General features: G+C 66.7%; 10 protein-coding genes. 2 read left to right on the forward strand and 8 right to left on the reverse strand.

Annotated features, from left to right (window positions below; translation table 11 throughout):
• Positions 1 to 1,566 (reverse strand): ABC transporter substrate-binding protein, encoded by a 1,566-nt coding sequence (locus HLG70_RS14955; RefSeq protein ID WP_171664207.1) that lies wholly within the window; start codon positions 1,564 to 1,566, stop codon positions 1 to 3.
• Positions 1,567 to 1,588: 22 nt separating this feature from the next.
• A complete protein-coding gene (locus tag HLG70_RS14960) occupies positions 1,589 to 2,689 on the reverse strand; it encodes a C45 family autoproteolytic acyltransferase/hydolase (protein WP_171664356.1) in 1,101 nt (366 codons plus the stop codon).
• A 167-nt stretch (positions 2,690 to 2,856) separates the two neighbouring features.
• Here HLG70_RS14960 and HLG70_RS14965 point away from each other — a divergent pair, with 167 nt between their 5' ends.
• Positions 2,857 to 3,744: a GntR family transcriptional regulator gene (locus HLG70_RS14965; protein ID WP_171664208.1), complete on the forward strand. Its 888-nt coding sequence runs from the start codon at positions 2,857 to 2,859 to the stop codon at positions 3,742 to 3,744.
• 156 nt (positions 3,745 to 3,900) lie between these two features.
• Complete coding sequence (locus tag HLG70_RS14970) at positions 3,901 to 5,226, forward strand: aspartate aminotransferase family protein (RefSeq protein ID WP_171664209.1); 1,326 nt, start codon at positions 3,901 to 3,903, stop codon at positions 5,224 to 5,226.
• Positions 5,227 to 5,238: 12 nt separating this feature from the next.
• Here HLG70_RS14970 and ltaE read toward each other — a convergent pair whose 3' ends face one another.
• From ltaE to HLG70_RS15000, 6 genes are all read right to left on the reverse strand, one after another.
• A complete protein-coding gene (gene ltaE, locus HLG70_RS14975) occupies positions 5,239 to 6,249 on the reverse strand; it encodes a low-specificity L-threonine aldolase (RefSeq protein ID WP_171664210.1) in 1,011 nt (336 codons plus the stop codon).
• A gap of 45 nt (positions 6,250 to 6,294) precedes the next feature.
• Entirely contained in the window at positions 6,295 to 7,143 is an 849-nt protein-coding gene (locus HLG70_RS14980; RefSeq protein WP_419144820.1) for a DMT family transporter, read from the reverse strand.
• A gap of 167 nt (positions 7,144 to 7,310) precedes the next feature.
• Complete coding sequence (gene acs, locus HLG70_RS14985; RefSeq protein ID WP_171664212.1) at positions 7,311 to 9,290, reverse strand: acetate--CoA ligase; 1,980 nt, start codon at positions 9,288 to 9,290, stop codon at positions 7,311 to 7,313.
• 329 nt (positions 9,291 to 9,619) lie between these two features.
• Complete coding sequence (locus tag HLG70_RS14990) at positions 9,620 to 10,960, reverse strand: MFS transporter (protein WP_171664213.1); 1,341 nt, start codon at positions 10,958 to 10,960, stop codon at positions 9,620 to 9,622.
• Complete coding sequence (locus HLG70_RS14995; protein ID WP_171664214.1) at positions 10,957 to 11,364, reverse strand: heme-binding protein; 408 nt, start codon at positions 11,362 to 11,364, stop codon at positions 10,957 to 10,959. The genes HLG70_RS14990 and HLG70_RS14995 overlap by 4 nt, the downstream gene beginning before the upstream one ends.
• Complete coding sequence (locus HLG70_RS15000) at positions 11,361 to 13,289, reverse strand: propionate--CoA ligase (protein ID WP_284143650.1); 1,929 nt, start codon at positions 13,287 to 13,289, stop codon at positions 11,361 to 11,363. The genes HLG70_RS14995 and HLG70_RS15000 overlap by 4 nt, the downstream gene beginning before the upstream one ends.
• Positions 13,290 to 13,361 lie beyond the last annotated feature (72 nt).

Below are 13,361 nucleotides of genomic sequence, written 5' to 3' on the forward strand. Positions count from 1 at the left end.
TCAGTTCTTGGTGACGTTGAAGAAGCGCGGCTTGCGCAGCGGCCAGCCGGTAAAGCCCTGCAGCTGGCTCGACACCACCACATAGCCGGGCTTGTTGTAGTACATCAGCAGCGGCGTGTCGCGCAGCATCAGTGCGTGCAGCTTGTCGAACGCCTGCTTGCGCGCGGCGGGATCGGACTCGGCCTCGATGCCTTCCAGGATGGCGGCGGCCTCCGGGCTTTCCCACTGCGCCATGGGGGTCCTGGACTTGTCGCCGATCACGTCGCGGAACATCAGCGCGGGCTCCGTGCGCGCCGAATAGGCGAAGGCCATGAGCTGGAACTTGCCTTCGCGGAAATTGGTCACCTGCGTGCCCCACTCCAGCATGTCCAGTTCGGACTTGATGCCCGCCTTGTTCAGCAACTGCTGCGTGACGACCGCCACGCGATACAGGTACGGATAGCGCTTGTTGGCCTGCAGCTTCAGCGTTTCGCCGCGATAGCCCGCGGCCTCCAGCAAGCGCTTGACCTCCTTCAGGTTCTTTTCGTAGCCCGCGCGGTCCGCCTCGGAATAATAGGCGCTGGCCGCCGGCACCAGGGACGGGTTGTAGGCCGCCTGTCCGTTGTTCAGTGCCTTGGCGATGCCGGGAAAGTCGAGCGCCAGCGCAATCGCGCGGCGCATGTTCACATCCGACAGCAAGGGCTCGCGCGTCTGCATCAACAGGTTGACGGTGTCCAGCCCCTGCTCGGTCACGATGCTCCAGCGCGGATCCTTGGCGGGCAGGTTGTCTTCGTCCGCGTTGTAGGCGTCCACCTGTCCGGCCATCAGCGCCGCCTTTTGCGCGGCGGCGTCGGGAATGACGACGAACCGGACATTCGCCGCCGCGGTCTTCCTGCCGGCCATGCCGCTGGGGGCCTCGCCACGGGGCGCGTAGCCCGCGTAGGGCGTCAGCAGCACGTATTGCTCCTTCTTCCATTCGGCCAGCACATAGGGCCCGGTGCCGATGGGCTTGACCCACTGCCCCGCGGCATCGACGCTCTTGGCGCTGAGCACCGGCATCGGGCATTGCACGCTGGCCATCTGGTCCAGGAACAGCGCGTACGGCTGCTCCAGCTTGAACACCACGGTCGCCGGGTCGGGGGTTTCCACCGCCACGACCTTGGCGCCCTTGCTGCCGTCATACAGGTTCTTGCACGAATACTCGGACTTGGATCCGGTCAGGTAGTCGTAGCTCCATTTGACGTCGGTCGAAGTCATGGGCGAGCCGTCGTGGAAGGTCACGCCCTGGCGCAGCTTGAAGGTGTAGCTGCGCTTGTCATCGGACAGCGTCCAGCCGTCTGCCAGCATGGGCGCGACGCTCATGTCGGCGCGCAGCGCCACCAGCGACTCGACCACGTGCGCCAGCACGTTATCGGTGGACGTATTGCGCGAACGGCCGCCGGGCAAAGAGGTGGGCGTGCCCGAGCCCTCCGCGTAGCGGATCTCGGGCAGGGTGGACTGGGCTTGCGCCGGCGCGCCCAGGAAGGCTCCGGCCAGGGCGGAGGACAACAGCAGCGCGCTTTTCACGCGCAAGACTTGAACAGACATGGGGGATCCCTCCAAGGGTGGCTCAGAACAGCCGGTATTCCACGAAATTGCGGCCTTCATAGGGCTTGCGCGCGATCCACATCACGCCGCTGGCGGGTTCCATCAGCGTGGTGGCGACCGTGGCCGAGATGCTGTCAAAGCTGGCCGGCTTGGGCGAACGCAGCACGCCATCGGGCGCGGCGAAATCATCCGCCAGGATGCGCTTGACCGTCTCCCAGTCGACGCTGCCCTTGGCGCGGGCCAGCATGTCCTGCACGCGGCGCTGGCGATAGATGGAATCCGGATTGGCGGCCAGCCCCTTGTCGAACAGCTTGGCGCGCGCCGGCGGGCTGATCCAATGGTTGGCATGCACCAGCAGGCCGTCTTCGGGCGTGATCCAGAAAATCTCGTCGGGCGCGCATTCCAGATCCACGGCTTCGCCTTGCGCCTGCGCCAGCATCAGGTTGTTGGAGCAGAAGCGCCGCGACGCCCACAGCACCTTCATGGCGTTGCAGAGGTTGGTGGATTCCAGCATCTTGCGGCGCACCAGCACCAGCGGCACCTCGGCCGGGCGCTGATCGTCCTGCTCGCAGGAGAGGAAATTGCCCGACAGGGACACGCCGGCGCTGTTGAAGCCGTGGCGCGCCAGGCTGCCCGCTTCCGTGAACACCAGCAAGTCCGGCCCGTCCTCGCGCCGCATGCGCAGCACGATGCCGGTATCGACGCACTCCTCGCGCCAGTCCCAGTTGTGGGCATGCATCAGCTTGCCGCCCGCGGCGGCCTCGGGCAGCACGACGAGACCCGTGCAGCCATCGTCCAGGCCCTTGCGGGCGCGTCCCAGTTCGGCGTGGCCGAACATCATCTCGGTGCGGCAGTTGATCACCACCACGTCTTCCAGCGTCTGGCCCGCCCCGTCGGCGATGCCGCGCAGTTCTTCCAGGTAGGCGGCGTCGTAGTCGCCCACCACGGGCACCATGCCGGCGGCCAGCTCCTTCAGCCGCCCGGCGCCCACGCCGCGGCGCTCCAGCTGCCCCCGGTACAGGGCAATGCTGCGCGCGACGCGCTCGGGAACGGCGGCGCCGTGCTGGCGACCGCGCTCATAAGGGCTGCCCTGTACGTCGACCAGGGGAAAAGGGGTAGGCATAGTCACGCTGGCGGTGCTCCTGATTCAAACGATGGCATAAGACCCGCAAAGTTTGTACTAATATATAGAAAAGTTCAATACTAGGGTTTCCCCAGCCCAATGCCGCAACCCCGGGGGCTCCGGTACCATTCCCACTTCGCCGTCCCTTTCCACCCCTCCGACGCCACATGACCACCGCCGCCCCAGCCCGCCCCACCCCGCTGCAAGTCGACCTGGCGCGTCATATCGCGGAAGACATTGCCGCGCGGCGCTATGCGCCGGGCGACCACCTGTCCGAAGAAACGCTGGCCGCGGGCTACGAGGTATCGCGCACGCCCGTGCGCGGCGCGCTGCGGCTGCTGGCCGCGCAGGGACTGATCCTGCACCGCCCCAACAGCGGCTACACCGTCGCGGACAACGCGGCAGCGGCGGCCGCGGCGCCCGCCATCGAAGGCGCCGGCCCCACGCTCGACGAGCTGTACCGGCGGCTGATCGACGACCGCGCCTCGCGCGGCCTGCCCGAGACCTTCACCGAGCGCGACCTGATCCAGCGCTATGACGCGCCGCGCAGCCTGCTGGCCAAGACGCTGCTGCAGCTGTCCGCCGACGGCCTGATCGAAAAGCGCAAGGGCCATGGCTGGCAATTCGCGCCGTCGCTGGAAAGCGCCGAAGCGCTCGGCGAGAGCTATCGCTTTCGCATGACCATCGAATGCGCAGGCCTGCTTGAACCCACCTTCCGGCTGGACAAGCCGGCGCTGGCGCGCATGCGCGCCGCGCACGAAGCGCTCATCCAGCGGGATGACGCCGACATTTCCGCCACGGAGTTTTTCGGGCTGAACGCATCCTTTCACGAGATGCTGGCCCGCTTCTCGGGCAACCGCTACATCCTGCAGGCCGTGCAGCAGCAGAACCAGCTGCGCCGCCTGGAAGAGCACGCCGCGTTCTACCGCGACGCCCGCTTCGTCAACTCCAGCAACGAACACCTCCAGATCATCGAGGCCCTGGAGGCAGGCGACCAGGAATGGGCGTCCCAGCTCATGCGCCGCCACCTGAAGACCTCGCTGCAGGCCTCCTGACACGTAAATCATTCGCCGCGCACCCCGCCCACCGCCCGGCCGGGGTGGCGCAGGCCTGCGCGCCTCACGTCCGGGCCCATTCTTTTCCTTATTGTATTTATCATTTATTTAATACAAAATAAGCAGACCTGAATCCACTCAAGCAGGATCTGTCTCATGCCCTCGACCCCGACGCTCAGCGCCAATCCCGAAGCCTATTGGATGCCCTTCACCGCCAACCGGCGGGCCAAGCGCGATCCGGTCCTGTTCAGCGCCGCTGAAGGCATGCACTACATCCGCCCCGATGGCCGCCGCGTGCTCGACGGAATCGCGGGCCTGTGGTGCGTGAACGCCGGCCATCGCCGGCCGGAGATCGTGGAAGCCATTTCGCGTACCGCTTACGAGCTCGACTACGCGCCTTCCTTCCAGATGAGCCACCCGCTGGCGTTCGAACTCGCGGATGCGCTGCGTCAGGAGGCGCCCGAAGGCTTCTCCAATGTGTTCTTTTCAAACTCGGGTTCAGAGGCGGTCGATACCGCGCTGAAGATCGCGCTGGGCTACCACCGCGCGCGGGGCCAGGGCCAGCGGGTCCGGTTGATCGGGCGCGAACGCTCCTACCACGGCGTGGGCTTCGGCGGGCTGTCCGTGTCGGGGATCGCCGGCCATCGCAAGCCCTTCGGCAACCTGCTGCCTTATGTGGACCACCTGCCCCATACCTACGACCGCGAACAGATGGCCTACACGCGGGGCCAGCCCGATTGGGGCGTCCATCTGGCCGATGCGCTCGAGCGCATCGTCGCCCTGCACGACGCATCGACCATCGCCGCCGTCATCGTGGAACCGGTGGCAGGCTCCACCGGCGTGATCGTTCCGCCCAAGGGCTATCTGCAACGGCTGCGGCAGATCTGCGACGCGCACGGCATCCTGCTGATATTCGACGAGGTGATCTGCGCCTTCGGCCGCGTCGACGGCGCCTTTGCCTCGTCCTACTTCGGCGTCACGCCGGACATCATCACCAGCGCCAAGGGCCTGACCAATGGCGCCATCCCGATGGGCGCGACGCTGGTGCAGCAGCATGTCTACGATGCCTTCATGCAAGGCCCCGACAGCGCCATCGAGTTCTCGCACGGCTATACCTATTCCGGCCACCCGGTGGCCTGCGCCGCCGGCCTGGCGACGCTGGACATCTGCAAGCGCGAGGGTCTTTTCCAGCGCAGCCGCGAACTATGGGCCTATTGGGAAGACGCCGCCCACAGCCTGAAGGGGCTGCCGAATGTGGTCGACATCCGCAACATCGGCCTCCTGGCCGCCATTGAGCTGGCGCCGCTGGAAGGCAAGCCCGGCCAGCGCGCCTATGCCGTGCATAACGCGTGCCTGGAACGCGGCTGCCTGATCCGTTCGGCGGGCGACACGATGCTGCTGTCGCCCCCGCTCATCATCGAGCGCGCCCAGATCGACGAACTGTTCTCGGTGCTGGCGGACGTGCTGCGCGCCAGCGCCTAGAACCTCCCCCGCTCAAGCCAGAAGGCGCGCCACCGCCTGGACCACCCGCCCCACATCCGCGGCGGACACGTCCAGGTGCGTCACCAGGCGCGTGGGCCCGCCATACACGGCGCGCATCATGATGTCTTCCTTGGCCAGCGCGGCCGTCAGCGCTTCGCAGCGGGACGGCTCGAACTCCACGAACACCATGTTGGTGTCCTGGCTCAGCACCTTGACGCCGGGAACGGCGCGCAGGCCCTCGGCCAGCAGGCGGGCGTTCTCGTGGTCCTGGGCCAGCCGCTCCACGTTGTGCTCCAGGGCGTACAGGCAGGCGGCCGCCAGCACGCCGGACTGGCGCAGACCGCCGCCCAGCATCTTGCGCCAGCGCCAGGCGCGGGCGATCAGGTCCTCGCTGCCGACCAGCACCGAACCCACCGGCGCGCCCAGCCCCTTGGAAAAACAAATGGATACCGAGTCGAACGGCTGGCACATGTCGGCCACCGGCTTGCCGCTGGCAACCGCCGCGTTGAACACGCGCGCGCCATCCAGATGCGTGCCCAGCCCGTGTTCGCGCGCCCAGGACGTCGCGGCCTGTATGTAGGCGGCCGGAATCAGCTTGCCATGGAAGGTGTTCTCAAGCGCCAGCAAGCGGGTGCGGGCAAAGTGAGCATCTCCCTTGGGCTTGAGGGCCGCAGCCAGCTTTTCCAGCGGCAGGGATCCGTCTTCCGCGTGCTCGATCGGCTGCGGCTGGATGCTGCCCAGCACCGCCGCCCCGCCCGCCTCGTACTTGTACGTGTGCGCGAGCTGCCCGACCAGATACTCGTCGCCCCGGTCGCAATGCGCCATCAGGGCCGCCAGGTTGCTTTGCGTCCCGGAGGGAAAGAACAGGCCCGCCGCCTTGCCGGTACGCTCGGCCAGCACTTGCTGCAGGCGAATCACGGTGGGATCGTCGCCCATCACGTCGTCGCCCAGCGGGGCGCTGATCATCGCCTGCAACATGGCGGCGCCAGGCCGGGTGACGGTGTCGCTACGCAGATCGATCATGGAAAATCCTTGGATAGGAAAAGGAAGAGAAAGTCGCCGGTGAATTCAGTCGTTGCGGGCAGCCGGCGCCGCCCGGCTCACCACCCAGATGCCGGCCAGAATCAGCGCCATGCCGCCCAATTCGCCAGGCGTGGGGCGTTCGGACAGGATCGCCCATGCCAGCAGCATCGCCACCACGGGCACGCCCAGGCTGGACAGGCCGGCGATCGACGCGGGCACGCGGCGCACCACCTGCAGCCACAACAGCCAGCCCGCCGCCGTCGCGATCAGCACAATGTAGGTCATGCCGGTCCACAGGGGCCAGCCCCATTGCGCCGTCATCTGCGGCACCAGATAGGCCACGGGCGTCATGACCAGTCCACCGAACAGCATCTGCCAGGCGGTGAACGTCATCACGTCGGGGGCATGGCGGTCGAACATGCGCTTGGAGAGCACAGTGCCCACGCCCCAGCACAAGCCGCTGCCCAGGCCCAGCAATACCGGACGGATGTCGCCCAGGCCGTTCCAGGGCTCGACAAAGCAGATCAGCCCGATGGCGGCCAGGCCGATGCCCACGCCATGCCGGGCCGAGGGGCGTTCGCCCAATAGCCACCACGCGAACAGGACCACCCAGAACGGCATGGTGTAGGCCATGAGCGATACCTTGCCCACGCCGCCCGACACCAGCGCCGTCTGCACGAACCCCTGGAATCCGGCGGTCTGCGTCAGGCCGATCAGCAGGGTCAGCTTCCAGGGCGGCATGGCCAGCGGGCGGCGCGTGGCGATCACCAGCGCGAACAGCACCAGGCTGCCCACCACATAGCGCAGCGCCACGAAGTCGAACGGGCCGATATAGGGCACGATCAGTTTCATCGCGATCCAGCTGCCTGCCCAGACCAGGATGGTGCTGAACATCAGGGCAAGCCCTGCGCGATCGAAACTGCTGCTGCTCACGGGTGTGGCTCCGTCGGTGTGGTATCGGCAAGAAAGAAAATACGCCCGTGGCGGGATTTACCGGCACGGGCGTATGACATTATGCGCCTGTCACGGCGCGGCGCCGGCCGGATTCGGCCGGATACGCCTTACAGGGGCTTGGACAACTGGTCCAGGATGGCGGGATTTTCCAGCGTGGAGACGTCCTGCGTGACTTCCTCGCCCTTGGCGACCACGCGCAGCAGGCGGCGCATGATCTTGCCGGAACGGGTCTTGGGCAGGTTGTCGCCGAAGCGGATGTCCTTGGGCTTGGCGATGGGACCGATTTCCTTGGCCACCCAGTCGCGCAGCTGCTTGGCGATGGCTTGCGCCTCTTCGCCCTCGGGACGCGAACGCTTGAGCACCACGAAGGCCACGACGGCCTCGCCGGTCGTGTCGTCGGGACGGCCCACGACCGCGGCTTCCGCCACCATCTCGTGCGCCACCAGCGCCGATTCGACTTCCATCGTGCCCAGGCGGTGGCCCGATACGTTCAGGACATCGTCGATGCGGCCCATGATCCAGAAGTAGCCGTCCGCATCGCGCTGCGCGCCGTCGCCGGCCAGGTAGTAACCACGCAGTTCCGACGGGAAATAGCTCTTCTTGAAACGCTCGGGGTCGCCCCAGATGTTGCGGATCATCGCGGGCCACGGCCGCTTGATGACCAGGAACCCGCCATTGCCCTTCTCGACGTCGCCGCCGGTCTCGTCGACGATGGCCGCGGCGATGCCCGGCAGCGGCAGCGTGCATGAACCCGGCTTGGTCGGCGTGGCGCCTGGCAGCGGCGTGATCATATGGCCGCCGGTTTCCGTCTGCCACCAGGTATCGACGATGGGGCAGCGCTCGCGGCCCACGTTCTTGTGATACCAGATCCAGGCTTCGGGATTGATGGGCTCGCCCACCGTGCCGATGATGCGCAGGCTGTCCAGGTCGTAGTTCTGCGGATGCGCTTCGGGCGCGGCCTCGGCCGCCTTGATCAGCGAGCGGATCGCGGTGGGCGCCGTGTAGAACGTGGTGACCTTGTGGCGCGCGATCATGTCCCAGAAACGGCCGGCATTCGGGTAGGTCGGCACGCCTTCGAAGACGATCTGCGTCAGCCCCGCGGCCAGCGGCCCGTAGGTGATGTAGGTATGGCCCGTGACCCAGCCCACGTCGGCGGTGCACCAGTAGACGTCGTCCTTGCGGGCGTCGAAGGTCCACTTGACCGTCAGCAGCGCCCACAGCAGGTAGCCCGCCGACGAATGCTGCACGCCCTTGGGCTTGCCGGTGGACCCGGAGGTGTAAAGAATGAACAGCGGGTGCTCGGCGTTGACCGGCACGGGCTCGCAGGTGTCGGGCTGGCCGGCTTCGACATCATGCATCCAGAGGTCGCGGCCTTCAGTCCATTGCACCTTGCCGCCGGTCCGGCGATACACGACCACCTTGGTGATCGCCTCGCAGCCGCCCATCGCGATGGCTTCTTCCACCGCGGGCTTGAGCGGAATGGTCTTGCCGCCCCGCACCTGCTCGTCGGCGGTGATGACCAGCGACGCGCCCACGTCCACGATGCGCTCCTGCAGGCTCTTGGCCGAGAAGCCGCCGAACACCACCGAGTGCGTCACGCCCAGGCGGGCGCAAGCCTGCATGGCCACGACGGCCTCGATCGACATGGGCATGTAGATGATGGCGCGGTCGCCCTTCTTGTAGCCCAGCGCGGCCAGCCCGTTGGCGAAGCGGCACACGCGCGCCAGCAGTTCGCGGTAGCTGATCTTGTCGACCCTGCCGTCGTCGGTTTCAAAGATGATGGCGGTCTTGTCGGCGTTGCCGTTGGTCAGGTGCACGTCCAGGCAATTGGCCGAAACGTTCAATTCGCCATCGCCGAACCAGCGGTAGAACGGCGCGTCGGATTCGTCCAGGACCTGCGTGAACGGCTTGGTCCACTGCAGGTTGTCGCGGGCCTGCCCGGCCCAGAATCCGTCGAAATCGTTCTCGACCTGCGCACACAGCGCGTTGTAGGCATCCATGCTGGGAATCGCGGCGCCCTGCGCCGCGCGCTCGGGCGGCGGAAAGACGCGGGTTTCCACCAGTACGGACTCAATAGCGTTCGACATGATCTTTGTCTCCAATCGGTGATTCTGTTGTTTATGCCGCTTATTTATTGCCCACCCGCAACCGTATCGCCGCGCTCTTACGGGCACCTTACGCAAAATGCGGACCGGAGTCCGCGCGTCCGCAAAGAGCGCAGCGACCTGGCGGCGCCGGTCAAGGGCAAGAAAACGCCGGAAGGCGTAGACCAGGCAGCACGCACAAGCAAACAACGCACCAGCACACAGTGCAAAAACAGTGCTAAGCAATCAGCGCGCGCCGCCGCGGTGTCAATGCGGCGGCGCAGGGCAGTCCATAAGGATAGCAGCCGCCGCGACCTTGGCGTATACCGCCTTCAGGCGGTCCGCCGCGCCAGGCCGCCCTTCATGTCCACGCGCGACAGAAGAAGCAGTCCGCCCACGAAGAACAGGCCTGTGACCAGAATGGCCAGGCGGTGGTTGCCGTGCGTGGCCCAGGTCACCAGGCCATAGGTCAGCGGACCGATCACCGCGGCAAGCTGCACCGCGAAGGTCCACAGCGAATAGAACTCGGCCAGTCGTCCGGCGGGCGCCAGCGCGCCTGTCATCGCCCGGCCCGCGCTCTGGGTGGTGCCCATGCAGAGCCCGGCCAGCGTGGCGGCGATCCAGAACACCGGCGCCGTCACGGCCGCGTAGGCCACCAGCACCATCACGATCCAGCCGGCCAGCGTGATGGCCAGCGCCGGCTTGTGGCCGATGCGGTCCTGCACATAGCCGAACGAGAACGCCCCCACCGCCGCGCCGATGTTCACGGTGAACACCAGCAGCATGATCTGTGGCGTGGTGAAGCCCATGACCTCCGAGGCGTAGACCGCCGCCAGCGTGATCACGACGGAAATGCCCGCCTGGTAGCAGGCGATGCACATGAGCAGACGGCGGAATTCGGGGAAGTGCTGCCCGGTCTCGCGCCAGGCATAGGCCAGGCGCTTGAGCATGTGCAGCGCTTCCTGCTTGCCGGCCTGCGGCCGGGCGCGTTCGCGCAGCAGGAAAAAGGAAGGCAGCGCCGCCAGCGCGAACACCGTGCAGGTGACGACGATGACCCAGGGCACGAAGTGTTCGGCCGTCGCGCCGCGGGCCTCGGCCAGCGTCACCACGACCAGCGACAGGCCCAGCGTGAGCATGCCGCCGCAATAGCCGAAGCTCCAGCCCCAGCCCGACACGCGCCCCAGCGCCGCGGGCTTGGCCAGCTCCGGCAGGAAGGCCGCGACCACGGACTCCCCCACGCAATAGCAATAGTTGGACACGACGATGGCGGCCAGCGCCAGCCACACGTCGCCCGGCCCGGCCTGCGTCAGCACCAGGGTGGCCGCCACGCAGCCCGCCGTGCTTGTGTAGAGCAGGCGGCGCTTGCTCGCGCGCGCATCGGCGCGGGCGCCCAGGGTGGGCATGGTCAGCATGATGAGCAGATAGGACAGCGACAGCGCCGCGGTCCAGGCCAAGGTGGCCCACGGGGCGCGCCCGCCGACCACGCCGACGAAATAGGTGCTGAAAACCGCCGTGAGGATCACGGTGGTGTAGCCGGAGTTCGCGAAGTCGTACATGGCCCAGGCCCAGACTTCGCGTTTGGCCACCCCGGGGTTCAGGGGACTCGCGTCCCCTGCCCCGGTGTTCTGCGCGGAAACGCCGGCCGGCGTTTCCGGCGGCAGCGCCTGGCTCATAGGCCCAGCGCGGCGATGCCTGCTTGCGCGATCTGCGCGTCTTCGGTGGACTTCACGCCCGATACGCCCACTGCGCCCACGACCTGGCCGTCGGCCACGACCGGCACGCCGCCTTCCAGCATGCCTTCGATCAAGGGCGCGGACAGGAACGAGTAGCGGCCGTTGTTGATGATCTCTTCGTAGACGCGCGATTCGCGACGGCCCAGCGCGGCGGTCTTGGCCTTGGCGGGAGCGATGTGCGAAGAGATGGGGGCCGCGTCGTCCAGGCGCAGCATGCCCAGCAGATGGCCGCCGTCGTCGGTCACGGCGATGGTGACGGCCCACTTGTTCTGCAAGGCGTGTGCTTCGGCCGCAGCCAGAATCTTCTTGACGTCTTCGGCGCTCAGCACGGGTTTGGTTTTCATTGCAGTGACTCCTTGATCTGTTCGAGGGCGTTAGGGTCTTCCATGGTGGTCAGGTCACCGGGGTCGCGCGCTTCGCACACCGCGACGATCGCGCGGCGCAGCACTTTGCCGGAACGGGTCTTGGGCAAGGCGCCCACGAACCGGATCCTGGCTGGCTTGGCCACCGCTCCCAGCTGATCTTCCACCAGCCGCATGATATCGCCTTCCAGCTGCTTTGCCCCTTCCGGCGTTTCGGCCGCGGCGGGATTCTTCAGCACGGCGAAGGCCATGGCGACCTGGCCCTTGAGCGCGTCGGCCACGCCCACCACCGCGCATTCGGCGATCCCGCTGTGGCTGTTGACCGACTCCTCGATCTCGCGAGTGCCCAGGCGATGGCCGGCCACGTTGATCACATCGTCCGTGCGGCCCAGGATGAACCAGTAGCCGTCCGCGTCCACCAGCCCCCAATCGAACGTGGAGTACACCTCCCGGCCCGGAATGGACGTGAAGTAGGTCTGCACGAAGCGCTCGTCGTCCCCCCAGATGGTGGACATCGCGCCGGGCGGAAGCGGCGGCACGATGGCGACCACCCCTTTTTCGTCCGGACCGAGGTCCTCGCCGGTGGATTCGCTGACGATGCGCGCATCAAAGCCGTAGACCGGGAATGACGGGCTGCCGTAGCGGGTGGGCACGTTCTCCACGCCGGGCTGGGCCGACAGGATCGGCCAGCCGGATTCGGTCTGCCAGTAGTTGTCGATGATGGGCTTGCCCAAGCCTTCCGAAATCCATTTGGCCGTGGGCTCGTCCAGCGGCTCGCCCGCCAGGTAGACCGCGCGCAGGGATGACAGGTCGTGCTGCTTGAGCAGCGCCGGATCCTGGCGTTTGAGCACACGCACCGCCGTCGGCGCCGAGAACAGGGTGTTCACCTCGAACTGCTCCACCAGCTTCCACAGGATCGCGCCGTCGGGGCGCACGGGCGTGCCTTCATACAGGACAGTCGCCTGGCCGCCGATCAGGGGCCCATAGACGATATAGGAATGCCCCACCACCCAGCCGATATCGCTGGTGCAGAAGTAGGTATCGCCGGCACGGCCGTTGAACAGGTATTCCATGGACGAGGCCAGCGCCACGGCATAGCCGCCGGTGTCGCGCTGCACCCCCTTGGGGCGGCCCGTCGTGCCGGACGTATAGAGGATATAGCTGGGCTCGGAGGATTCCAGCCACTCGACGGGAACCCGAGCGCCGCGATGGCGTTCGCGCAGGGTGGCGTAGTCCAGGTCGCGCCCGGCCACGGGTTCGAACGGCGCCAGGCCGCGGTCAAACACCACCACCGAGGCCGGCGGCGTCTTGGCCAGCCCCAGCGCGCGGTCCAGCAACGGCTTGTACGGCACGACCTTGCCGCCGCGGGAGCCGCCGTCCGTGCAAACCACCACCTTGGGCGCCGCGTCGTCGATCCGCTGGGCCAGGTTCACCGAAGCAAAGCCGCCGAACACCACGGAGTGCACCGCGCCGATCCGGGCGCAGGCCAGCATCGTGAACACCGCTTCCGGCACCATGGGCATGTAGAGCAACACGCGGTCGCCGCGCTCCACGCCGAGCTCGCGCAGCATGGCGGCGGCCGCATTGACCTCCTCGAACACATCCTGGCGCGTGTAGACGTGCTCGCGGTCCACTTCGGTGGACACCCAGATCAGGGCGGGATGGTCGGCCTGGGTCGGCAGCCAGCGGTCGACGGCGTTGTAGCAAAGATTGGTGCGTCCGCCTACGAACCACTTGGCGAATGGCGGGCGCGAGAAATCCAGGACAGACTCGAAAGGCGTTTCCCAATGAATGCGGCTGGCCTCCTCGCGCCAGAATGCATCGCGGTCATGTACCGAGCGGTAATGGAAATCCCGGGTTTTTTGCATTTTTGTCTCCTGGTATTGTGCATAAGCCTTAAGGCTGATTGCTTTCTTCTCGAATCTTTTCGGTCATTTTGGTAGGCAAACCTTGCACGAGGCTTGCCGCAAGTCAAAAAA

Origin of the sequence: Achromobacter deleyi, assembly GCF_013116765.2 — a bacterium.
Lineage (GTDB): Bacteria > Pseudomonadota > Gammaproteobacteria > Burkholderiales > Burkholderiaceae_B > Achromobacter > Achromobacter deleyi_A.

Bases quoted from the DNA above. Each gene is read 5' to 3' on its own strand.
- HLG70_RS14990 (WP_171664213.1), bottom strand. From the start codon at position 10,960: ATGAGCCAGGCGCTGCCGCCGGAAACGCCGGCCGGCGTTTCCGCGCAG.
- HLG70_RS14995 (WP_171664214.1), bottom strand. From the start codon at position 11,364: ATGAAAACCAAACCCGTGCTGAGCGCCGAAGACGTCAAGAAGATTCTG.
- HLG70_RS14980 (WP_419144820.1), bottom strand. From the start codon at position 7,143: ATGTTCAGCACCATCCTGGTCTGGGCAGGCAGCTGGATCGCGATGAAA.
- HLG70_RS14955 (WP_171664207.1), bottom strand. From the start codon at position 1,566: ATGTCTGTTCAAGTCTTGCGCGTGAAAAGCGCGCTGCTGTTGTCCTCC.
- HLG70_RS14970 (WP_171664209.1), top strand. From the start codon at position 3,901: ATGCCCTCGACCCCGACGCTCAGCGCCAATCCCGAAGCCTATTGGATG.
- acs (WP_171664212.1), bottom strand. From the start codon at position 9,290: ATGTCGAACGCTATTGAGTCCGTACTGGTGGAAACCCGCGTCTTTCCG.
- HLG70_RS14960 (WP_171664356.1), bottom strand. From the start codon at position 2,689: ATGCCTACCCCTTTTCCCCTGGTCGACGTACAGGGCAGCCCTTATGAG.
- HLG70_RS14965 (WP_171664208.1), top strand. From the start codon at position 2,857: ATGACCACCGCCGCCCCAGCCCGCCCCACCCCGCTGCAAGTCGACCTG.
- ltaE (WP_171664210.1), bottom strand. From the start codon at position 6,249: ATGATCGATCTGCGTAGCGACACCGTCACCCGGCCTGGCGCCGCCATG.